Raw genomic sequence first — 23,413 nt, forward strand, 5'->3', positions numbered from 1 at the left:
ATCAAAGGCCGGTGTCGATGGGATGACAGACGGTTTATTTGACCATTCGGACCAGTTGATTCAGGCCACTCGTTGTAGATCGAACAAAATATTGCCATCAAAAAGGCTTGTTTTCTATTTTTTTACGAATAATCTTGTAATTCCAACAACAAAACGACGGTAGCGCCGCACTATGACTCTTCGAATCGCAATCAATGGTTTTGGCCGCATCGGCCGTAATGTCCTGCGCGCACTCTATACCCAGGGCTACCGTCAGGATCTGCAGATCGTTGCCATCAACGACCTTGGCGACAGCGCGATCAATGCTCATCTGCTCAAGTACGACACCGTTCACGGCACGTTCGATGCCGATGTCCAGCACGACCAGGAGAGCCTGACGGTCAACGGCGACCGCATTTCGGTCAGTGCCATCCGCAACCCGGCCGACCTGCCCTGGGCCGCGGAAAAGATTGATGTAGTGTTCGAATGCACCGGTCTGTTCACCGACCGGGCCAAGGCCGCCGCGCATATTACGGCCGGCGCGCGCAAAGTCATCATCTCGGCCCCGGCCAAAGGCGCCGACGCTACCGTGGTTTACGGGGTAAACCACGACATTCTGCGCCAGTCGCACCAGATTATTTCCAACGCCTCGTGCACCACCAACTGCCTGGCCCCGGTGGCCCAGGTACTGCATCGCGAGCTGGGCATCGAAAGCGGCCTGATGACCACCATCCACGCCTACACCAACGATCAGCACCTGACCGACGTCTATCACGTCGATCCGTACCGCGCCCGTTCGGCCACCCAGAACATGATCCCGAGCAAGACCGGTGCTGCTGAAGCGGTGGGCCTGGTGCTGCCGGAACTGGCGGGCAAATTGACCGGCATGTCGGTGCGCGTACCGGTGATCAACGTGTCGCTGGTGGACCTGACGGTGCAGCTCAAGCGCGAAGCGTCGGCCGATGAGGTCAATGCGCTGATGAAAGAAGCCAGCCAGCACTCGAAGATCCTTGGCTACAACACCCTGCCGCTGGTCTCCAGCGACTTCAATCACAACCCGCTGTCGTCGATCTTCGACGCCAACCACACCAAGTCCAGCGGCAAGCTGCTCAAGGTGCTGGCCTGGTATGACAACGAGTGGGGCTTCTCCAACCGCATGCTCGATAACTGCCTGGCGCTGTGTAACGCCGAGTAAAGCGCTGCCTATCCACCTGTAGGAGCTGCCGCAGGCTGCGATCTTTTGATCTTCGCTGAAAAACAAGATCAAAAGATCGCAGCCTGCGGCAGCTCCTACACAGGCATTTGCAACACCTCACAGGCGTCTGGAGCAGCATCAATGATCGGCATTACTTTTACGCAAAAGACCCTGGCGGCGCGCAAGCGTATCGCCCTGGTCGCCCATGACCACTGCAAGGTGTTCCTGCTGGACTGGGCCGAACGACAGAAAGACAGGCTGGCCCGGCATGATCTGGTCGCCACCGGCACCACGGGATTGTTGTTGCAACAACGCCTCGACCTGCCCGTGGAGAGCATGATCAGTGGTCCGCTGGGTGGCGACCAGCAGCTCGGTGCGCAAATCGCCGAGCAACGGGTCGACATGCTGGTGTTCTTCTGGGACCCGTTCGAGCCACAACCCCACGACCCGGATATCAAGGCATTGCTGCGGGTCGCGGCCGTGTGGAACATCCCGGTGGCGTGCAACGAATGCAGCGCCGACTACCTGCTCAGCAGCCCGTTGATGGATCAGGCGCATACCCATCGGATTCCCGATTACGTGAGCTATTTGCAGGGTCGCGCGTAAAGCTTCTGTTATGTGCCAGTCTGATGCTGCTGACGCTCGAGCACGGCTGGCCGATCTAGCTGGCAATTTCCGGGATGGGGCCGGGCAACCTGTGGATCTGGTCATGGCCGGAGTCGCATCCTCAATCCACCTGAATCCCCCCCCCAAGTTTTTTCCTCTTTTTACCCCCATTTTCGGCACATTTTTCTGCGCAAACGTTCAACCACTACCGTTCGTCGGCACCCCATTCACGTAACCAGGCCTTCACGCCGATGTGCATTGATCGGCGCTAAATGGATTTAGCGAGTGAGCCGCAACGGCCCACAGCCAACACTTCATCCATTCGCGAGTTCGCCCTATGTTCGACTCACTGTCCATCCGCCTGAAAATCGTCCTGCTGTCCGGTCTGTGCCTGCTGGGGGTAGTCGCCCTGATAGTGGGCATGAACATCTACCAGACCAACCAGAACGATGATCTGGTCAGCGATTCCAGCAGCAGAATGCTCACCGCCAGTGTGCAGGACCTGCTGCAGGCCAAGGCCGCCGAGCAGGCGGTGCGGGTGCAGAAGACCTTCGGTGAAACCCTGACGGTGGTGACTGCCCTGGCGGACCAGATCCAGGACATGCGTAACCTTGCCGCCAAGCGTTCGCTCGAACCCGGCGCCCTGCGTGAAGAGTTGAACCAGAGCCTGAAAACCGCCTTCGAGCGCAACAGCAAGGTGCTGGGGATCTGGCTGGCGTTCGAACCCAACGGCCTGGACGGCAAGGACAGCGAGTTCGTCGATGACGCGGCGCGCCAGTCCAACGAGATCGGTCGTTTCGCCACCTACTTCAGCCGTGCCGGTGGCGAAACGCTGAACACGATCATGGTCGAGGAGGACATGACCAAAACCACCCTGAACCTCAGCGGCACGCCGTACAACGTCTGGTACACCTGCCCTCGGGACAGCAAGCGCATCTGCCTGCTCGACCCCTATGCCGATACGGTCGGCAACAAGGAAATGTTGATGACCACCATTTCCGTGCCGCTGCTGGTGGATGGCAAGTCCATCGGCGTGGTCGGTATCGACATCGCCCTCGATGCCCTGCAAGCGGCGGCGGTCGACTCCCAGCGCGACCTGTTCAACAGTGCCGGGCACATGCTCATCGTTTCCGGCACCGGCGTGCTGGCCGCCTACAGTGTCGATGCCGGCAAAGTCGGCAAGAACATCGGCGACACCCTGGGCGGCGATGGCAAGGACATCCTGCAATTGCTCGCCAGTGGCGCGCCGAAGATTCTCCAGCAAGGCGACCTGATTCGCGCGGTGTACCCGGTCAGCCCGATCAGCGATGCCAAGGCCTGGGCCGTGGTGATCGACCTGCCGAAACAAGTGCTGCTGGCCGACTCGGTGAAGCTGCAAGCGGTACTCGACGATGCCCAGCAAAGCGGCACGATCAAGGCGCTGTCGGTGGCGGTGATTGCCGGCCTGCTCGGGCTGTTGCTGATGTGGCTCACCGCATCCGGAGTGACCCGCCCGATCAACAGCGTGGCCGACATGCTCAAGGCAATTGCCAGTGGCGACGGCGACCTGACCCAGCGCCTGCACTACAGCAAGAAGGACGAACTGGGCGAACTGGTGAGCTGGTTCAACCGCTTCCTCGACAAGTTGCAACCGACCATCGCTCAGATCAAGCAAAGCATCACCGATGCCCGCGGCACCGCCGACCAGTCTTCGGAAATCGCCCGCCAGACCAGTGAAGGCATGCAGGTGCAGTTCCGCGAAATCGACCAGGTCGCCACCGCGTCCAACGAAATGAGCGCCACCGCCCACGATGTCGCCAACAGTGCCTCGAACGCGGCCAGCGCGGCGAAAGGTGCCGACCAGTCGGCCCGCGACGGCATGTCGATCATCGAGCGCAGCACCCGCGACATCAATCAACTGGCCGAAGAAGTCAGCAAGGCCGTGACCGAAGTCGAAGCTCTCGCAGTCAACAGCGAGCAGATCGGTTCGGTGCTGGAGGTGATTCGCAGCATCGCTGAACAAACCAACCTGCTGGCGCTCAACGCCGCCATCGAAGCCGCCCGTGCCGGTGAAAGCGGTCGTGGCTTTGCGGTGGTCGCCGATGAAGTGCGCAACCTGGCCAAGCGTACCCAGGATTCGGTGGAAGAAATTCGCCTGGTGATCGAACGCATCCAGAGCGGCACCCGCGGTGTGGTCGCCACCATGCACTCAAGCCAGACCCAGGCCCACAGCAATGCCGTGCAGATCCAGCAGGCGGTCCAGGCCTTGGGCAAGATCAGCGACGCGGTCACTGTGATCAGCGACATGAACCTGCAAATCGCCAGCGCCGCCGAGCAGCAAAGCGCCGTCGCCGAAGAGGTCAACCGCAACGTCTCGGCGATCCGTACCGTCACCGAAACCCTGACCGGCCAGGCCACCGAATCGGCGCAGATCAGCAGCCAGCTCAACGCCCTGACCACCCACCAGATGAAGTTGATGGATCAGTTCCGGGTGTAAGCAGCACCACCGGAAACTGTGGGAGCGGGCTTGCTCGCGAATACGATCCATCATTCAACGATGTTGGTGACTGATACACCGCATTCGCGAGCAAGCCCGCTCCCACAGGTTTCATCTGGCTTGTCACCTGATTTGATCTAAGATCTGGCTCTCGCTCCGGAGAGCCCTTCGATGACTGATCTGCTCACGTCCATTCAAGCCGCACTCGGTTTGCCTCACACCCCGATTCCATTCACGTCCAGCGGCGCCTTGCCCTCGGCGTTTGCCGTCACGGATCTGGCCTGCGCCAGCATCGCTGCCGCAGGCCAGGCCACCAGCGAACTGCTGCACCAGCAAACCGGGCTCCTGCCCGACCTTGAAGTTGACCGACGCCTCGCATCATTCTGGTTCGCGACCTCCATTCGCCCGCTTGGCTGGAGCGTTCCGCCGCTGTGGGACCCGGTGGCCGGTGACTACGCCACCCGCGATGGCTGGATTCGCCTGCACACCAACGCGCCCCATCACCGTGCTGCTGCCGAACGCGTGCTCGGTGCCTGTGCCGACCGCGCAACGATGGCCGGCAAAGTGGCTCGATGGACGAACAGCGAACTGGAGCAGGCGGTGGTCGATGCCGGTGGCTGTGCCGCCGAAATGCGCACCCGGGAACAATGGCAGACCCATCCTCAAGGCCAGGCAGTGAATGCCGAACCCTTGATTCTGTTCGCCAACCACCCAAGCCAGCGCCGCAAACCTTGGATGGGGTCAGTGGCCCGACCACTGGCAGGTATCAAGGTGCTGGATTTGACCCGGGTGCTTGCCGGCCCTATTGCCAGCCGTTTTCTGGCCGGCCTCGGCGCCGATGTCTTGCGCATCGATCCGCCAACCTGGAACGAGCCAGGGGTGGTGCCGGAAGTCACTTTGGGAAAACGCTGCGCGCGTCTTGATCTGAACGACAAATCCGACCGCGGCGTATTCGAATACCTGCTCAGGGAAGCCGACATTCTGCTCCACGGTTATCGTGCCGATGCACTGGAGCGGCTTGGCTTCGGCATGCATGAGCGCCGGCAACTGAACCCGGGGCTGATTGATGTTTGCCTCAATGCCTATGGCTGGAGCGGCCCCTGGCAAAACCGACGGGGCTTCGACAGCCTGGTGCAGATGAGCAGCGGCGTCGCCGAAGCCGGCATGCGCTGGAAGCAGGCGGACAAGCCGACGCCATTACCGGTGCAAGCCCTCGATCACGCCACTGGGTATTTGATGGCGGCCAGTGCGATCAGGCTGTTGGCACAACGGTTGAGCGACGGTACAGGCGGCTCGGCGCGATTGTCGCTGGCGCGTACGGCGAAGTTGTTGATCGAGCAAGGTGCCGGCCCGGATGAGCCGTTGCGCGCAGAAGATGTGCGGGATCAGGGGATAATCGTGGAGCAGACACTGTGGGGGCCGGCGCATCGGTTGCTTGTGCCGCTGAAGATCACGGCGACACCGTTGCAATGGGTGCTGCCGGCAACGGAACTGGGTTCACATCCCGCGCAGTGGTGGTGACTTTCAGATCGCCTTCGCGGGCAAGCCCGCTCCCACAGGGACTGCGTTTTTCCTGACTATCGCGATCAAATGTGGGAGCGGGCCTGCCCGCGAAGGCGTCAGGACTGTCAGTACAAATTCCGGATCAACTCAGTCCACCCGACTCAATGAAGTCCACAGCACCTGCGCCGCATACCCTCGATAAGGCCGCCACCCTTCAGCCCGCTGCAACAGCTGCCTGGCTGTCACCGGCCCCCCTTCCAGCGCCGCCAACGCATTGATCAGCCCAACATCACCATTGGGAAACCCATCCATCTCCCGCAACTGACGCAAGGCAATGTACTGCGCCGTCCAGTCACCAACCCCGTGCAAGGCCAGCAACCGCGCTACGCCCCCCTCCCGCCCGGACTCGAACAGTCGCGGATCATCGAGTAATGCCTGAGCCAATCCCGACAACGTCCGGCCTCGGCTTTTCGGCATGCCCAGCGTCGCCAGATCCGCCCCCGCCAGCACCTCAGCCGTAGGAAACACATGGCTCAATCCCGGCTGCGGTGAACTTAATGGCACACCGTATTGCGCCACCAACTTCCCCGCCAACCGGATCGCCGCCACCACCGTAATCTGCTGCCCCAGCACCGCACGGATCGCCAATTCCAGCCCATCCCACGCCCCCGGTACGCGCAGGCCCGGGCGTTTGGCAATCAACCGAGCCATCAGCGGATCGACCGCCAGGTGCCGGTGAATCGTGGACAGGTCGGCATCCAGGTCGAACATCCGCCGCACTCGCGCGACGATCTCGGGCACGGCAGCAGCCTCTGGAAAGTCCAGGCTCAGCTCAAGTGCATCGGATGCAGCAGGCTGGATCGAAAACGTACCGTGAACGCCATGCAAGTCGATGCTGCGCGAGTAAACACCCTCGACCACCGTTTCCAGGCCAGCAATCGCTCGCGCCGACAAGAACCCCAGCAAAGCAGGCCAGTCCAGGGGTGGCTGGTACGCCAGCAACAACCTCACAGACTGAGCACCCCGCTGTACAACCCATAAGCCGCCAGCCCCGCACCACCGATGACACAGGTAAAAATGCCTTTCTCGACGACCGTGAACAACGGCTTGCCCTGCTCATTACGAGCCTTGGCAAACAGGATCACACCCGGTGCATACAGCAAGGCCGACAGCAGCAAATACTTCAGGCCGCCGGCATACAGCAACCACACCGCGTAGCCCAGGGCGATGCCACCGATCAGCAAGTCCTTGATCCGTTCGGCGGGAGCCTGTTGGTAGGTTTCACCCCGCGCGCACAACAACACCGCATAGGCCGCCGACCACAGGTACGGCACCAGAATCATCGAAGACGCCAGATAAATCAGACTCGTGTAGGTGCCGGCGGAAAACAGGGTGATCAGCAAGAACAGCTGGATCATCGAGTTGGTCAGCCACATCGCGTTGACCGGCACACGGTTGGCGTTTTCCTTGGTCAGGAATGCCGGCATGGTCTTGTCTTTCGCCGTGGCGAACAGGATTTCGGCGCACAGCAGCGCCCAGGATAACAACGCCCCCAACAGCGAAATCGCCAGGCCGACACTGATCAGCAACGCGCCCCAGGGGCCGACGATATGTTCAAGCACCGCCGCCAGCGAGGGGTTCTGCAGTTTCGCCAGTTGCGGCTGGGTCATGATCCCCAGCGACAGCACATTTACCAGCACCAGCAGCGCCAACACCCCAATGAACCCGATCACCGTCGCCCGGCCCACGTCGGAACGTTTCTCCGCCCGGGCCGAATAGACACTGGCGCCCTCGATACCGATGAACACGAACACGGTGACCAGCATCATGTGCCGAACCTGATCCATCACGCTGCCGAACTCCGGGTTGTTGCGCCCCCAGATATCGAGGGTAAAGATGTCCGCCTTGAACGCCACGGCGGCGATCACGATGAACATGATCAGCGGCACGATTTTGGCCACGGTGGTCACCTGGTTGATGAACGCCGCCTCCTTGATCCCCCGCATCACCACAAAATGCACGGTCCAGAGCAGCACCGAAGCGCAGACAATGGCGATCGGCGTGTTGCCTTCGCCAAAGACCGGAAAGAAATAACCGAGGGTGCTGAACAGCAGTACGAAGTAACCGACGTTGCCCAGCCAGGCGCTGATCCAATACCCCCAGGCCGAAGAAAAGCCCATGTAGTCGCCGAACCCGGCCTTGGCATAGGCGTACACCCCGGAGTCCAGCTCCGGCTTGCGATTGGCCAGGGTCTGGAACACAAACGCCAGGGTCAGCATGCCGACGGCAGTGATTGCCCAACCGATCAGGATCGCCCCGGCATCGGCCCTGGCCGCCATGTTTTGCGGCAGGGAAAATATCCCGCCGCCAATCATCGACCCCACCACCAACGCGATCAATGCGCTCAGGCGAAGCTTGCTCGGTGATTGCGACATCGTTGCATCTCCATTTTTCCGGGGGGCGACAACTGCCGCGAGATCGTCACATATCGGACGTCAACTAAACTGTTGAAGCGTAATAACGTTTATTGGATAACGCCAACCCATGTCTTTTTACTTGCACAAAACGGCTATTAGAGGCGCCGATATAATCATTTGTTGTATACGCTTTTCCAATACATCCATTTTGTACAAAAAACCCACGGGGAAGATTGGCGAATTCTGAAAAACCAACTAGCGTCATAATTCGAAACAAAACACAAAATAACTGAAACAATCTACAAAAAGGCTCTAGAACAAGCATTACAAGCAGCCGCCTTGCAAATGATGGCACTCCGCCAACAAACTCGGGACGCTCTCATTTAATGATCCAAGTCAGCTGATTGGATAGCCAACGGAATTAGTCTGTTGCCTCTCTTCTCCTGCATTGGAGTCATGCAATGTCTGAAGCCCCCGGAAAACTCAAACTCGGCGCACTGGTTGCATTAGTCGTCGGCTCGATGATTGGTGGCGGGATCTTTTCCTTGCCGCAAAACATGGCCGCCAGCGCGGATGTCGGCGCCATTCTGATTGGTTGGGCAATCACTGCCGTCGGCATGCTCACCCTGGCGTTCGTATTCCAGACCCTGGCCAACCGCAAACCCGATCTTGATGGCGGGGTATACGCCTACGCCAAGGCCGGTTTCGGCGACTACATGGGCTTCTCGTCCGCCTGGGGGTACTGGATCAGTGCCTGGCTGGGCAACGTTGGCTACTTCGTTTTGCTGTTCAGCACCCTCGGCTACTTCTTTCCGCTATTTGGGGAGGGGAATACCCCTGCTGCCGTGATCGGTGCCTCGGTGCTGCTCTGGGCCGTACATTTCCTCGTACTGCGAGGAATAAAGGAAGCAGCGTTCATCAACCTGGTAACCACCATCGCCAAGATTGTGCCGCTGGTGCTGTTCATGTTGATCGCGTTGTTCGCCTTCAAACTGGAGATCTTCACCGCCGACATCTGGGGCCTCAAGAACCCTGACCTGGGCAGCGTGATGGACCAGGTGCGCAAAATGATGCTGGTCACCGTGTGGGTGTTCATTGGCATCGAAGGCGCGAGCATCTTTTCGGCCCGGGCGGAAAAACGCAGCGACGTGGGTAAGGCCACCGTGATCGGTTTCGTCACCGTGCTGCTGTTTTTGGTCCTGGTGAATGTGCTGTCGCTGGGGATCATGACCCAGCCGGAGCTGGCCAAACTGCAAAACCCGTCGATGGCCGCCGTGCTGGAGCACGTAGTGGGTCACTGGGGCGCGGTGCTGATCAGCGTAGGTTTGATCATCTCGTTGCTGGGGGCATTGCTGTCGTGGGTGCTGCTGTGCGCGGAGATCATGTTCGCCGCCGCCAAGGACCACACCATGCCGGCGTTTTTGCGCAAGGAAAACGCCAACCATGTCCCGGTCAACGCCCTGTGGCTGACCAACGCCATGGTGCAGGTATTCCTGATCATCACGCTGTTCTCGGCCAGCACTTACCTGTCGCTGATCTACCTCGCCACCTCAATGATTCTGGTGCCGTACCTGTGGTCGGCAGCCTACGCGTTGCTGCTGGCGGTGCGTGGCGAAAGCTACGAAGGCGCGGCGGGCGAGCGGCAGAAGGATCTCGTCATCGGTGCCGTGGCCCTGATCTACGCGATCTGGCTGCTGTACGCAGGCGGCATCAAGTACCTGCTGCTGTCCGCCCTGCTCTATGCCCCCGGCGTGATCCTGTTTGCCAAGGCTAAGCTTGAAGTAAACAAACCGGTTTTCACCAACGTCGAGAAGCTGATTTTCGCGGCGGTGGTCGTCGGCGCCGTGGTGGCGGCCTACGGCCTCTATGACGGCTTCTTGACTCTGTAACTACCCTGTTTTGTCATCTGGAGGATCACTGTAATGACCAAGGAAAAAGTTAAGTACGGCGTCCATTCCGAAGCCGGCAAACTGCGCAAAGTCATGGTTTGCTCCCCAGGGCTTGCCCATCAGCGGCTGACCCCGAACAACTGCGATGAACTGCTGTTCGATGATGTGCTGTGGGTGGCCCAGGCCAAACGCGACCACTTCGACTTCGTCACCAAGATGCGCGAACGCAACATCGATGTGCTGGAAATGCACAACCTGCTGACGGACATCGTCGCCATTCCCGAAGCCCTGGACTGGATTCTGGAACGCAAGATCACCGCCAACTCGGTGGGGCTGGGCCTTATCAATGAAACCTCGTCGTGGCTGCGCAGCCTGGAGCCACGCAAGATCGCCGAGTTCCTGATCGGCGGTGTCTCGGGTGACGACTTGCCCACCAGTTTCGGCGGCAAGGCCATCGAGATGTTCCGCGACTTCCTGGGCAACTCCAGCTTCATCCTGCCGCCGCTGCCCAACACCCAGTTCACCCGCGATACCACCTGCTGGATCTACGGTGGCGTCACCCTCAACCCGATGTACTGGCCGGCGCGCCGACAGGAAACCCTGCTGACCACCGCCATCTACAAGTTCCACCCCGAGTTCACCAACGCCGATTTCCAGATCTGGTACGGCGACCCGGACAAGGACCACGGCAACTCCACCCTTGAGGGCGGTGACGTGATGCCGATCGGCAACGGCGTGGTGTTGATCGGCATGGGCGAACGCTCGTCGCGCCAGGCCATTGCCCAACTGGCGGTGAACCTGTTCAAGAACAAAGCCGTGGAGAAAGTGATCGTCGCCGGCCTGCCGAAATCCCGCGCGGCGATGCACCTGGACACGGTGTTCAGCTTCTGCGATCGCGACCTCGTCACGATCTTCCCGGAAGTGGTGAACCAGATTGTCGCCTTCACCCTGCGTCCCGATGAAAGCAAAGCGGGTGGCATCGACATCCGCCGCGAAGAAACCAACTTCCTCGACACTGTGGCCCAGGCCCTCAACCTCAAGGCCCTGCGCGTGGTGGAAACCGGCGGCAACAGCTTCGCCGCCGAACGCGAGCAATGGGACGACGGCAACAACGTGGTGGCCGTTGAGCCAGGCGTGGTCATCGGCTACGACCGCAATACCTACACCAACACCCTGCTGCGCAAGGCCGGGGTGGAGGTCATCACCATCAGCGCCGGCGAACTCGGCCGGGGACGGGGCGGCGGCCATTGCATGACCTGCCCGATCATCCGCGACCCGATTGACTACTAACCTATTACCTTGGCCCGCGCTGCCCTCTACCCAAGGGCACGCCCGGACCAAGGGGATAACCGACACCTTAGGAGATCCAAAATGGCGTTCAACATCCATAACCGCAATCTGCTGAGCCTGGAACACCACACCCCTCGCGAATTGCGCTACCTGCTCGACCTGTCCCGCGACCTCAAGCGTGCCAAGTACACCGGCACCGAACAGCAACATCTCAAGGGCAACAACATCGCGCTGATCTTCGAAAAGACCTCGACCCGCACCCGCTGCGCATTCGAAGTTGCAGCCTATGACCAGGGCGCCAACGTCACCTACATCGACCCGAACTCCTCGCAGATCGGTCACAAGGAAAGCATGAAGGACACCGCCCGCGTGCTCGGGCGCATGTACGACGCTATCGAATACCGTGGCTTCAAGCAGGAAATCGTCGAGGAGCTGGCCAAGTTCGCCGGCGTACCGGTGTTCAACGGCCTGACCGACGAGTATCACCCGACACAAATGATCGCCGACGTGCTGACCATGCGTGAGCACGCCGACAAGCCGATCCATGAAATCAGCTACGCCTATCTGGGCGACGCGCGTAACAACATGGGCAACTCGTTGCTGCTGATCGGCGCCAAACTCGGCATGGACGTGCGCATCTGCGCGCCAAAAGCCCTGTGGCCGGCGGACGACCTGGTGGCTCGCTGCAAACAGTACGGTGAAGAAAGCGGTGCGCGCATCACCCTCACCGAAGACCCGAAAGCGGCGGTCAAGGGCGTCGACTTCATCCACACCGACGTCTGGGTGTCGATGGGCGAACCGGTTGAAGCCTGGGCCGAACGCATCCAGCAACTGCTGCCGTATCAGGTCAACGCCGAACTGATGAAAGCCACCGGCAACCCGCGCACCAAGTTCATGCACTGCCTGCCGGCGTTCCACAACTGTGATACCAAAGTCGGCAAACAGATTGCCGAGCAGTACCCGCACCTGAGCAACGGCATCGAAGTGACCGATGACGTGTTCGAGTCGCCGGCCTGCATCGCCTTCGAGCAAGCGGAAAACCGCATGCACACCATCAAGGCGATTCTGGTATCGACCTTGGCTGACCTGTAACGGCTGACTCGGCTCCCACTGACGGAAAAGGGTCAATGTGGGAGCTGGCTTGCTCGCGAAAGCGGTGTATCAGGCAACAATGATGTCGACTGACACTGCGCTTTCGCGAGCAAGCCCGCTCCCACACTGGTCCGGGTTCCACAGAAGGACCGCGTTGCTTGCAACCTCTTTGTTTAGAAGGACTAGCACCATGCGTATCGTCGTTGCTCTGGGCGGTAATGCCCTGCTCCGCCGGGGCGAACCCATGACCGCTGACAACCAGCGCGCCAACATCCGGATCGCCACCGAACAGATCGCCAAGATCCATCCCGGCAACCAACTGGTCATCGCCCACGGCAATGGCCCTCAGGTCGGCCTGCTGTCATTGCAGGCGGCGGCCTACACCTCGGTTTCGCCCTATCCACTGGACGTGCTCGGTGCCGAAACCGAAGGCATGATCGGCTACATCATCGAACAGGAACTGGGTAACCTGCTGGACTTCGAAGTGCCCTTCGCGACCCTGCTGACCCAGGTCGAAGTCGATGCCAACGACCCGGCCTTCAAGAACCCGACCAAACCCATCGGCCCGGTCTACAGCAAGGCCGAGGCGGAGAAACTCGCCGCCGAGAAAGGCTGGGCCATCGCCCCGGACGGCGACAAATACCGCCGCGTGGTCGCCAGCCCGAAACCCAAGCGCATTTTCGAAATCCGTCCGATCAAATGGCTGCTGGAAAAAAGCAGCATCGTGATCTGCGCCGGTGGCGGCGGCATTCCGACCATGTATACCTCGCCCGGTAAACTCGAGGGCGTCGAAGCGGTCATCGACAAAGACCTGTGCTCGGCGCTGCTGGCCGAACAGCTTGAAGCCGATCTGCTGGTGATCGCCACCGACGTCAACGCCGCCTTCATCGACTTTGGCAAACCCACGCAGAAAGCCATCGCCCAGGCCCACCCCGACGAAATGGAAAAACTCGGCTTCGCCGCCGGCTCCATGGGACCGAAGGTGCAGGCAGCCTGCGAATTCGCGCGCCATACTGGAAAAGTGGCGGTGATTGGCTCGCTCGCGGACATCGAAGCCATCGTCCAGGGCAAGGCCGGTACGCGCATCAGCACGGCGACACCGGGCATTATTTACTTGTAAGGAGAGACGTCCATGGCAATGTTTGAGCCAGGCCACTTGCACATCGAGCGTCACGCGCTGACCAAGGATGATGTGAGCTACAACATTCACCTCGACTATGAAGTCAGCAAGAACCCCAAAGGAGAAAAAGGCATTCAGTTCACCATGCATGGCAGCATTCAGGGCAAGGACCTGAAGGAGCCCTTCTTCCTGCCCAAGGAGGAAGCCTACAACTTCGCCAGCAATGTGACGAAAATCGCCGGAAAATATGGCATTCCCAAAGAAAAAATCGCCATTGGTTCGTCACACGAACATTACGACCTGATGTTCGAAGACATCCGCAAGCAACTGAATATGAAATCCGGCGACCCGATAGATCTCGAGAACTTCGAGTAGCCCACATTCCCTGTGGGAGCGGGCTTGCTCGCGAATGCGGTGTATCAGTCGCCAACGATGGTGCCTGACACGACGCTTTCGCGAGCAAGCCCGCTCCCACAGGGGGATCCTCGCTCTATTGAAGTCCGCGCAAAATTTCACCATTAGCCCGCCCCAAGGCATACTTGCCACCCTTCGCACTGCAGAACCCAAGACCGCCCCATGCGTATCCACGTCAGCTTCATCGACCGCGTCGGTATCACCCAGGAAGTCCTGGCCCTGCTCGGCGGGCGCAATCTGAACCTGGATGCGGTGGAAATGGTCCCGCCCAATGTGTATATCGACGCCCCGACCCTGAGCCCGCAAGTGCTCGAGGAACTGCGCGATGCCCTGTTCAGCGTGCGTGGCGTGCAAGCGGTGACGGTGGTCGACATCCTGCCCGGCCAGCGCCGGCACTTGCAGCTCGACGCCTTGCTGGCCGCCATGACCGACCCGGTGCTGGCACTGGACAGCAACGGCAAGGTACTACTGGCCAATCCGGCCCTGATCGCCCTGTACGGCCGCGAGCCGGACGGTGAAAGCGTGGGCGACCTGTTTGCCGACCCGGCCTTGCTCGACGCCCTGCTCGAACACGGCTTTCGCCTGCCGCTGCGGGAAATCACCGTCAACGGCCAGACCCTGTTGCTTGACGCCACACCGATCACCGACGCCGGCGCTCTGCTGACCCTGTACCAACCGAACCGCATCGGCGAACGCCTTTCCGCGCTGCACCATGACCACGCCGAAGGTTTCGATGCCCTGCTCGGCGAGTCCCCGGTTATCCGCACCCTCAAGGCGCGCGCCCAGCGGGTGGCGGCCCTCGATGCACCGCTGTTGATCCAGGGTGAAACCGGCACCGGCAAGGAACTGGTGGCCCGCGCCTGCCACGCCATCAGCGCCCGGCACAGCTCACCCTTTCTGGCGTTGAACTGCGCGGCATTGCCGGAGAACCTCGCCGAAAGTGAACTGTTCGGCTATGCCCCTGGCGCCTTCACCGGCGCACAACGGGGTGGTAAACCGGGGCTGATGGAATTGGCCAACCAGGGCACGGTGTTTCTCGATGAGATCGGCGAGATGTCGCCCTATTTGCAGGCCAAATTGCTGCGTTTCCTCAACGACGGCAGTTTTCGCCGGGTCGGCGGTGACCGTGAGGTCAAGGTCAACGTACGGATCCTCAGCGCGACCCACCGCGACCTGGAAAAAATGGTCAGCGAAGGCCTGTTCCGCGAAGACCTGTTCTATCGCCTCAACGTCCTCAACGTCGAAGTGCCGCCCCTGCGCGAGCGCGGCCAGGACATCCTGCTGCTGGCCCGCTACTTCATGCAGCAAGCCTGTGCGCAGATCCAGCGCCCGATCTGTCGCCTGGCGCCGGGCACTTACCCGGCGCTGCTGGGCAACCGCTGGCCGGGCAACGTGCGGCAATTGCAGAACGTGATCTTCCGCGCCGCGGCGATTTGTGAAAGTAGCCTGGTGGATATCGGCGACCTCGACATCGCCGGTACCTCGGTGGCGCGCCAGAGCGACCATGACGTCGACAGCCTGGAACAGGCCATGGACGAGTTCGAGAAAACCCTGCTGGAAAAACTCTACGCCAGCTATCCCTCGACCCGGCAACTGGCGACCCGCCTGCAAACCTCCCACACGGCGATTGCCCATCGGTTGCGCAAGTACGGGATACCCGGCAAGACCTGAGGCCTGACACCGAACAAACCTGTGGGAGCGGGCTTGCTCGCGAAGGCGGTGTATCAGTCGATATCAATGCTGTCTGACACTACGCCTTCGCGAGCAAGCCCGCTCCCACAGGTTCACCTCCAGTCTGAAAACCGCGCCAAAAACGACCTCCACCTGTACTGAAAGCGCTACAGTGGAACGATATCGCTACACCCCTCTCCGATCACGGCTGTGCAAGGCTTTGATCCACCTCGGCTTTTATCATTGACATGTGCCGTATCGATTTCGCTACAACGATTGATTTTCAGCCTTTGTCGAAACCACCTAAATCATTGATCAATAACCATAAAAGCAACGTTGGCCGCGTTCTTGCTATGTACTCCCCCCATAACCCGGGCATCGCCCAAGCATTCAATCGCGTCCACCAGACGAGTCTGGCCCCTTAGGAGTTTCCATGAGCGAGTTGCGTTTTACTGAAGATCACGAATGGCTGCGCACCGAAGCTGACGGCAGCGTCACGGTCGGCATCACCGCTTTCGCACAGAACGCCCTGGGCGACGTGGTTTTCGTTCAACTGCCTGAGCTGCAGTCCTACGACAAAGGCGCCGAAGCCGCCACCGTGGAATCGGTAAAGGCTGCCAGCGGCGTGTACATGCCACTGGACGGCGAAGTGCTGGAAGTGAACCCGGCGCTCGACAGCAGCCCTGAACTGGTCAACGAAGATCCGCTGGGTGAAGGCTGGTTCTTCCGTTTCAAACCAAGCGACGCCACCGCTGTCGGCCAACTGCTGGATCAGGACGCCTACGACCGCCTGATCAAAGCGCAAGCCGAAGCCTGAGGAGCACTGACATGACCCATGTGAATCCTGCTGTTGTAAATGTAAGTACTGCCAACGAATTCATCGCCCGTCACATCGGCCCGCGCGCCGGTGACGAGCAAGCCATGCTCAACAGCCTCGGTTTCGACTCCCTGGAAGCCCTGAGCGCCAGCGTGATTCCCGACAGCATCAAGGGCACCAGCGTCCTCGGCCTGGAAGACGGCTTGAGCGAAGCCGATGCCCTGGCCTTGATCAAGTCCATCGCGACTAAAAACCAGCTGTTCAAGACCTTCATCGGCCAGGGTTACTACGGAACCCACACGCCGTCGCCAATCCTGCGCAACCTGCTGGAAAACCCGGCCTGGTACACCGCCTACACCCCGTATCAGCCAGAAATTTCCCAGGGTCGTCTCGAAGCGCTGCTGAACTTCCAGACCCTGATCAGCGACCTCACCGGCCTGCCGATCGCCAACGCCTCGCTGCTGGACGAAGCCACCGCCGCTGCCGAAGCCATGACCTTCTGCAAACGCCTGAGCAAGAACAAGGGCAGCCACGCCTTCTTCGCCTCCGTGCATTGCCACCCGCAGACCATCGACGTACTGCGCACCCGTGCCGAGCCTTTGGGCATCGACGTGGTGGTTGGCGACGAGCGCGAGCTGACCGACGTGACGCCATTCTTCGGCGCACTGCTGCAATACCCGGCAAGCAACGGTGACCTGTTCGACTACCGCGAGCTTACCGAACGCTTCCACGCCGCCAACGCCCTCGTTGCCGTGGCTGCCGACCTGCTGGCCCTGACCGTGCTGAGCGCCCCGGGCGAATTCGGCGCCGACGTGGCCATCGGCAGCGCACAGCGCTTCGGCGTGCCGCTGGGCTTCGGTGGCCCGCACGCGGCGTACTTTTCCACCAAGGACGCGTTCAAGCGTGACATGCCGGGCCGTCTGGTCGGTGTCTCCGTAGACCGTTTCGGCAACCCGGCCCTGCGCCTGGCCATGCAAACCCGCGAGCAACACATCCGTCGCGAGAAAGCCACATCGAACATCTGCACCGCGCAAGTGTTGCTGGCCAACATCGCCAGCATGTACGCCGTGTACCACGGTCCAAAAGGCCTGACACAGATCGCCAATCGCGTTCACCACCTGACTGCGATCCTGGCCAAAGGCTTGGGCGCATTGGGTCTGAACGTCGAGCAAGCGAGCTTCTTCGACACCCTGACCGTGAAGACCGGCGCCCACACCGCCGCCCTGCACGACAAGGCACACGCCCAGCGCATCAACCTGCGCGTGGTCGATGGCGAACGCCTGGGCCTGTCCCTGGACGAAACCACCACTCAGGCCGACGTTGAAACCCTGTGGAACCTGCTGTCCGACGGCAAGGCCCTGCCGGACTTCGCCGTCCTCGCTGCGTCGGTGCAAAGCGCCATCCCGGCCACGCTGGTGCGTCAGTCGCCAATCCTCAGCCACCCGGTGTTCAACCGCTATCACTCGGAAACCGAGCTGATGCGCTACCTGCGCAAACTGGCGGACAAGGACCTGGCGCTGGACCGCACCATGATCCCGCTGGGTTCGTGCACCATGAAACTCAACGCCGCCAGCGAAATGATCCCGGTGACCTGGGCCGAGTTCGGCGCCCTGCACCCGTTCGCCCCGGCCGAGCAAAGCGCCGGTTATCAGCAATTGACCGACGAACTGGAAGCCATGCTGTGCGCTGCGACCGGCTACGACTCGGTATCCTTGCAACCTAACGCCGGCTCCCAGGGTGAATACGCAGGTCTCTTGGCGATCCGTGCCTACCACCAGAGCCGTGGCGAAGACCGTCGCGACATCTGCCTGATCCCGTCGTCGGCCCACGGCACCAACCCGGCCACCGCACAAATGGCCGGCATGCGCGTGGTCGTGACCGCCTGCGATGCCCGTGGCAACGTCGACATCGAAGACCTGCGCGCCAAGGCCATCGAGCACCGCGAACACCTCGCCGCGCTGATGATCACCTACCCGTCGACCCACGGCGTGTTCGAAGAAGGCATCCGCGAAATCTGCGGCATCGTTCATGACAACGGCGGCCAGGTGTACATCGACGGCGCCAACATGAACGCCATGGTCGGCCTCTGCGCGCCGGGCAAGTTCGGCGGCGACGTCTCGCACCTGAACCTGCACAAGACCTTCTGCATCCCCCACGGCGGTGGCGGCCCGGGTGTCGGCCCGATCGGCGTGAAATCGCACCTGGCGCCATTCCTGCCGGGCCACGCCCAGATGGAGCGCAAGGAAGGCGCCGTTTGCGCGGCACCTTTCGGCAGCGCGAGCATTCTGCCGATCACCTGGATGTACATTCGCATGATGGGTGGCGCGGGCCTCAAGCGTGCTTCGCAGCTGGCGATCCTCAACGCCAACTACATCTCCCGTCGCCTCGAAGAGCACTACCCGGTTCTGTACACCGGCAGCAACGGCCTGGTGGCGCACGAGTGCATCCTCGACCTGCGCCCACTGAAAGACAGCAGCGGCATCAGCGTCGATGACGTGGCCAAGCGCCTGATCGACTTCGGCTTCCACGCACCGACCATGTCGTTCCCGGTGGCCGGCACGCTGATGATCGAGCCGACCGAAAGCGAATCCAAGGAAGAACTGGACCGCTTCTGCGACGCCATGATCCGCATCCGTGAAGAAATCCGCGCGGTGGAAAACGGCACCCTGGACAAGGACGACAACCCGCTGAAAAACGCGCCGCACACCGCCAAGGAGCTGGTGGGCGAGTGGTCGCACCCGTACAGCCGTGAGCAAGCGGTGTACCCGGTTGCATCGCTGATCGAAGGCAAGTACTGGCCGCCGGTCGGTCGCGTCGACAACGTGTTCGGCGATCGCAACCTGGTCTGCGCCTGCCCGTCGATCGAAAGCTACGCTTAAACCAATGAGGGGGTGGGTTTACTCGCCCCCACTGTCAAGAACACCGCATTCCCCTTGTGGGAGCGGGCTTGCTCGCGAAGGCGGTGTGTCAGGCACCAGATGCGCTGCCTGTTACGCCGCCTTCGCGAGCAAGCCCGCTCCCACAGGGTCCAGTCTCCCCACAAGATCTGCGTCGATATCTAATAACAAGAAACCGGAGAACCACCATGTCGTTAAGCGTGTTCGACCTGTTCAAGATTGGCATCGGCCCCTCCAGCTCACACACCGTCGGTCCGATGCGCGCCGCTGCGCGTTTCGTCGAAGGTTTGCGCCGCGAAAACCTGCTTGAAGCCACCACCTGCGTCAAAGTCGAGCTGTACGGTTCGCTCGGCGCCACCGGCAAAGGCCACGGCAGTGACAAGGCTGTGTTGCTGGGCCTGGAAGGCGAACACCCGGACACCGTTGACACCGAAACCGTCGCTGCGCGCCTGCAAGAGATTCGCGGCAACGGTCGCTTGAACCTGCTCGGCGAACACAGCATTGCGTTCAACGAGAAAGAACACCTGGCGATGATTCGCAAACCCTTGCCCTATCACCCCAACGGCATGATTTTCCGCGCCTTCGACGCAGCGGGCCTGCAGATCCGCAGTCGCGAGTACTACTCGGTCGGCGGCGGTTTTGTGGTCGATGAGGACGCCGCAGGCGCCGACCGCATCGTCGAAGACGCCACGCCTCTGACCTTCCCCTTCAAAAGTGCCAAGGACCTGCTCGCTCATTGCGCCAAATACGGCCTGTCGATCAGCCAGGTGATGCTGACCAACGAAAGCGCCTGGCGTCCGGAAGCGGAAACCCGCGCCGGCCTGCTGAAAATCTGGCAAGCAATGCAGGACTGCGTCGCCGCAGGATGCCGCAATGAAGGCATCCTGCCCGGCGGGCTGAAGGTCAAGCGCCGGGCCGCGGCGCTGCATCTGCAATTGTGCAAGAACCCGGAATCGTCATTGCGCGATCCGCTGTCGGTGCTGGACTGGGTCAATCTGTACGCCCTGGCCGTCAACGAAGAAAACGCCAACGGCGGGCGCGTGGTCACGGCGCCCACCAATGGTGCGGCCGGGATCATTCCGGCGGTGCTGCATTACTACATGCGGTTTATTCCCGGCGCGAATGATGACGGCGTGGTGCGTTTTCTGCTCACTGCGGCGGCCATTGGCATTCTGTACAAGGAGAACGCCTCGATCTCCGGCGCCGAAGTCGGTTGTCAAGGCGAAGTCGGCGTCGCTTGCTCGATGGCTGCCGGTGCCTTGTGCGAAGTCCTTGGCGGCACCGTGCAACAAGTGGAGAACGCCGCGGAAATCGGCATGGAACACAACCTCGGACTGACCTGCGACCCGATTGGCGGGCTGGTGCAAGTGCCTTGCATCGAGCGCAACGCCATGGGCTCGGTCAAGGCCATCAATGCCGTGCGCATGGCCATGCGCGGCGACGGGCAACATTTCGTCTCCCTCGACAAGGTCATCCGCACCATGCGCCAGACCGGCGCCGACATGAAAAGCAAATACAAGGAAACCGCCCGTGGCGGTTTGGCGGTCAACATTATCGAGTGCTGATGCGCGCTCATCTGCACCCTTCTTCAGGAGCTGAATATGTCCACCGAACAACTGTTGAAAACTCCGTTGCACGCACTGCACATCGAGCTCGGCGCGCGCATGGTGCCCTTCGCCGGCTACGACATGCCCGTGCAGTACCCGCTGGGCGTGATGAAAGAACACCAACACACCCGCGATCAGGCCGGGCTGTTCGACGTCTCGCACATGGGCCAGATCCGCCTGACCGGCGCCAATGCCGCCAAGGCCCTGGAAACCCTGGTGCCAGTGGACATCATCGAACTGCCGGTGGGCATGCAGCGTTACGCCATGTTCACTAACGAGACCGGCGGCATTCTCGACGACCTGATGGTCGCCAACCTGGGCAACGACGAACTGTTCCTGGTGGTCAACGCCGCCTGCAAGGACCAGGACCTGGCCCACCTGCGCAAGCACATTGGCGACCAGTGCACGATCGAGCCATTGTTCGAAGAGCGCGCCCTGCTCGCCCTGCAAGGTCCGACGGCGGTCACTGTGCTGGCACGTTTGGCACCTGAAGTGGCCAAGATGACCTTTATGCAGTTCGCTCGAGTGAAACTGCTGGGCGTGGACTGCTTTGTCAGCCGTTCGGGATACACCGGTGAAGACGGCTTCGAAATCTCCGTGCCGGCCGCCAACGCCGAAGCCCTGGCTCGCGCCCTGCTCGCCGAACAGGAAGTCGAGGCCATCGGCCTTGGTGCCCGCGACTCCCTGCGCCTGGAAGCCGGCCTGTGCCTGTACGGCCATGACATGAACACCGACACCACCCCGATCGAAGCAAGCCTGCTGTGGGCGATCTCCAAGCCACGTCGCGCTGATGGCGCACGGGCCGGCGGTTTCCCTGGCGCCGAGACCGTATTCACCCAGCAACAGGCAGGCGTGAACCGCAAACGTGTAGGTCTGCTACCACAGGAACGTACACCCGTGCGTGAAGGCGCCGAGATCGTCAACGAAGCCGGCGACATCATCGGTAGCGTCTGCAGCGGCGGTTTCGGCCCGACCCTGGGCGGTCCGCTGGCCATGGGTTATGTCGACAGCGCCTATATCGCACTGGACACACCGGTCTGGGCGATCGTTCGTGGGAAAAAGGTACCTTTGCTTGTAAGCAAAATGCCATTTGTTCCACAACGCTACTATCGCGGCTGATTGAATGTTCCTATAAGTAACGCGGTTGCGTTAACGGTGCACTAATGTGTAACGCAACCGCCATAAAATAGTGCATTGTTTGGCTGTAAGCTTCGATTATGAACTTTGCTTATAACGATCGAAAACAATTGAGCAAGGTTAGAGAATAAGGCTCCACTAGTGGACTGACTTTGCCATCAAGCTGAGGAAATACGGGGCCTTCACGGGGCTTGTTTTTTCTCCCGTAGTTGGCGTAGAGTTTGTTCACTGTGTTTGCATGGGTCGCTTGGAATCGTGACCTGGGCAGTAGCCTACAAGTTAGCTACATCCCGTTCGACGTCTTCTTACTCTCCTGCAACCAGCCCCAGTACTCTTTCATGAGAAGGAGACTGTCATTAATTTTTTGCGTCAAAGGAAATAAGAAATGTCCCAACGTCAGAGCGGTACCGTCAAGTGGTTTAACGACGAGAAAGGTTTTGGTTTTATCACTCCTGAAAGCGGTCCGGATCTGTTCGTGCATTTCCGCGCCATCCAGGGCAACGGCTTCAAGAGCCTGAAAGAAGGCCAGAAAGTGACTTTCATCGCCGTGCAGGGCCAGAAAGGCATGCAGGCTGACGAAGTACAAGCAGAAGCCTAATCTTCTGTAACGAAAAAGCCCCTGATGCTGACATCAGGGGCTTTTTTGTGCGCGTAAATCCGTAAAATGGCTTCTTTTTCGCCGAGAGCCTGCCATGTCGAAACACCTGCTTACCCCCCAGGGCGACTTTCCTGCCGCTGGCCTGGGTCGTCGCCTGGCAGCCATGTTCTATGATTTCCTGCTGTGCACCGCCCTGCTGATCGTCACCAGCGGCATCTACAAGATGATCCAGATGGCGATCATCGGCGAAGAAAGGATGCGCACCTTGACCGAAGCGGGCGCGCTGGACGGCGATCCCCTGCTCTCCACGGTCCTGCTGTTCGTATTGTTCGGCTTCTTCGCCAAATTCTGGACCTGGTCTGGTCAGACACTGGGCATGCAGGTCTGGTGCATCCGCGTGCAGAATGCCGATGGCTCATCCATCAGCCTGTGGCAGGCGCTGCTGCGCTTTGTGGTGTCGATTGCCTCACTGCTTTGCGTTGGCCTGGGATTCTTCTGGTCGCTGTTCGACAAGCAGAAACGCAGCTGGCATGACATGTATTCCAACACCCGGCTTGTGCGGATTCCGAAGAAGACCAAATAGCTTCCCGACGCATAAACCACTGTGGGAGCGGGCTTGCTCCGGGCGGCGTTCCGACGAAGGCGGTGTGTCAGCCGACATCAATGCTGCCTGACACTACGCCTTCGCGAGCAAGCCCGCTCCCA

The 23,413-nt window shown here is 60.5% G+C and carries 18 protein-coding genes and 2 pseudogenes; 17 read left to right on the plus strand and 3 right to left on the minus strand.

The window, feature by feature from the left end; translation table 11 throughout:
- Positions 1 to 172: 172 nt before the first annotated feature.
- From gap to AC07W4_RS06275, 5 genes and pseudogenes are all read left to right on the plus strand, one after another.
- Complete coding sequence (gene gap / locus AC07W4_RS06255; RefSeq protein ID WP_007974423.1) at positions 173 to 1,174, plus strand: type I glyceraldehyde-3-phosphate dehydrogenase; 1,002 nt, start codon at positions 173 to 175, stop codon at positions 1,172 to 1,174.
- A gap of 141 nt (positions 1,175 to 1,315) precedes the next feature.
- On the plus strand, positions 1,316 to 1,780 hold the full coding sequence (locus AC07W4_RS06260; protein ID WP_008047403.1) for a methylglyoxal synthase: 465 nt from the start codon (positions 1,316 to 1,318) through the stop codon (positions 1,778 to 1,780).
- A 601-nt stretch (positions 1,781 to 2,381) separates the two neighbouring features.
- Positions 2,382 to 3,398 (plus strand): annotated as a pseudogene (locus AC07W4_RS06265) (methyl-accepting chemotaxis protein); the annotation flags it as partial.
- A 102-nt stretch (positions 3,399 to 3,500) separates the two neighbouring features.
- The gene (locus AC07W4_RS06270; RefSeq protein WP_495031958.1) at positions 3,501 to 4,256 is read left to right on the plus strand and encodes a methyl-accepting chemotaxis protein; all 756 of its coding nucleotides are present in this window, start codon (positions 3,501 to 3,503) and stop codon (positions 4,254 to 4,256) included.
- A gap of 171 nt (positions 4,257 to 4,427) precedes the next feature.
- On the plus strand, positions 4,428 to 5,777 hold the full coding sequence (locus AC07W4_RS06275) for a CoA transferase (protein ID WP_495031866.1): 1,350 nt from the start codon (positions 4,428 to 4,430) through the stop codon (positions 5,775 to 5,777).
- A gap of 129 nt (positions 5,778 to 5,906) precedes the next feature.
- Here AC07W4_RS06275 and AC07W4_RS06280 read toward each other — a convergent pair whose 3' ends face one another.
- Entirely contained in the window at positions 5,907 to 6,770 is an 864-nt protein-coding gene (locus AC07W4_RS06280) for a DNA-3-methyladenine glycosylase family protein (protein ID WP_495031867.1), read from the minus strand.
- The gene (gene arcD, locus AC07W4_RS06285) at positions 6,767 to 8,194 is read right to left on the minus strand and encodes an arginine-ornithine antiporter (protein WP_008047384.1); all 1,428 of its coding nucleotides are present in this window, start codon (positions 8,192 to 8,194) and stop codon (positions 6,767 to 6,769) included. Before arcD (AC07W4_RS06285) ends, AC07W4_RS06280 begins: the two co-directional genes overlap by 4 nt.
- A 443-nt stretch (positions 8,195 to 8,637) precedes the next feature.
- Here arcD (AC07W4_RS06285) and arcD (AC07W4_RS06290) point away from each other — a divergent pair, with 443 nt between their 5' ends.
- From arcD (AC07W4_RS06290) to AC07W4_RS06310, 5 genes are all read left to right on the plus strand, one after another.
- Complete coding sequence (gene arcD, locus AC07W4_RS06290; RefSeq protein ID WP_495031868.1) at positions 8,638 to 10,065, plus strand: arginine-ornithine antiporter; 1,428 nt, start codon at positions 8,638 to 8,640, stop codon at positions 10,063 to 10,065.
- 33 nt (positions 10,066 to 10,098) lie between these two features.
- On the plus strand, positions 10,099 to 11,355 hold the full coding sequence (gene arcA, locus AC07W4_RS06295; RefSeq protein WP_429365670.1) for an arginine deiminase: 1,257 nt from the start codon (positions 10,099 to 10,101) through the stop codon (positions 11,353 to 11,355).
- 81 nt (positions 11,356 to 11,436) lie between these two features.
- A complete protein-coding gene (locus AC07W4_RS06300) occupies positions 11,437 to 12,447 on the plus strand; it encodes an ornithine carbamoyltransferase (protein WP_007974406.1) in 1,011 nt (336 codons plus the stop codon).
- 190 nt (positions 12,448 to 12,637) lie between these two features.
- A complete protein-coding gene (gene arcC / locus AC07W4_RS06305; RefSeq protein WP_495031869.1) occupies positions 12,638 to 13,567 on the plus strand; it encodes a carbamate kinase in 930 nt (309 codons plus the stop codon).
- A 12-nt stretch (positions 13,568 to 13,579) separates the two neighbouring features.
- The gene (locus AC07W4_RS06310; RefSeq protein WP_495031870.1) at positions 13,580 to 13,942 is read left to right on the plus strand and encodes a DUF5064 family protein; all 363 of its coding nucleotides are present in this window, start codon (positions 13,580 to 13,582) and stop codon (positions 13,940 to 13,942) included.
- A 10-nt stretch (positions 13,943 to 13,952) separates the two neighbouring features.
- Here the strand turns inward: AC07W4_RS06310 and AC07W4_RS06315 are convergent.
- Positions 13,953 to 14,042, minus strand: a pseudogene (locus tag AC07W4_RS06315) (metal ABC transporter ATP-binding protein); the annotation flags it as partial.
- Between the two features lie 101 nt (positions 14,043 to 14,143).
- Between AC07W4_RS06315 and gcsR the strand changes: the two are divergent.
- The 7 genes from gcsR to AC07W4_RS06350 all read left to right on the plus strand — a co-directional run bounded on the left by gcsR (position 14,144) and on the right by AC07W4_RS06350 (position 23,291).
- Positions 14,144 to 15,652 carry a transcriptional regulator GcsR gene (gene gcsR / locus AC07W4_RS06320; RefSeq protein ID WP_495031871.1) on the plus strand — a complete coding sequence of 503 codons (1,509 nt, stop codon included), beginning with the start codon at positions 14,144 to 14,146 and terminating at the stop codon, positions 15,650 to 15,652.
- A gap of 433 nt (positions 15,653 to 16,085) precedes the next feature.
- Positions 16,086 to 16,469 (plus strand): glycine cleavage system protein GcvH, encoded by a 384-nt coding sequence (gene gcvH / locus AC07W4_RS06325; RefSeq protein ID WP_007982298.1) that lies wholly within the window; start codon positions 16,086 to 16,088, stop codon positions 16,467 to 16,469.
- An 11-nt stretch (positions 16,470 to 16,480) separates the two neighbouring features.
- Positions 16,481 to 19,348: an aminomethyl-transferring glycine dehydrogenase gene (gene gcvP, locus AC07W4_RS06330; RefSeq protein WP_495031872.1), complete on the plus strand. Its 2,868-nt coding sequence runs from the start codon at positions 16,481 to 16,483 to the stop codon at positions 19,346 to 19,348.
- 206 nt (positions 19,349 to 19,554) lie between these two features.
- Positions 19,555 to 20,931, plus strand: a complete 1,377-nt coding sequence (locus AC07W4_RS06335; protein ID WP_495031873.1) for an L-serine ammonia-lyase — start codon at positions 19,555 to 19,557, stop codon at positions 20,929 to 20,931.
- A 36-nt stretch (positions 20,932 to 20,967) separates the two neighbouring features.
- Positions 20,968 to 22,092 carry a glycine cleavage system aminomethyltransferase GcvT gene (gene gcvT, locus AC07W4_RS06340; RefSeq protein WP_495031874.1) on the plus strand — a complete coding sequence of 375 codons (1,125 nt, stop codon included), beginning with the start codon at positions 20,968 to 20,970 and terminating at the stop codon, positions 22,090 to 22,092.
- Positions 22,093 to 22,495: 403 nt separating this feature from the next.
- A complete protein-coding gene (locus AC07W4_RS06345) occupies positions 22,496 to 22,708 on the plus strand; it encodes a cold-shock protein (RefSeq protein WP_007977299.1) in 213 nt (70 codons plus the stop codon).
- Positions 22,709 to 22,802: 94 nt separating this feature from the next.
- Positions 22,803 to 23,291: an RDD family protein gene (locus tag AC07W4_RS06350; RefSeq protein ID WP_008047369.1), complete on the plus strand. Its 489-nt coding sequence runs from the start codon at positions 22,803 to 22,805 to the stop codon at positions 23,289 to 23,291.
- Positions 23,292 to 23,413 lie beyond the last annotated feature (122 nt).

This window comes from Pseudomonas sp. GW821-FHT02A08 (genome assembly GCF_059422045.1).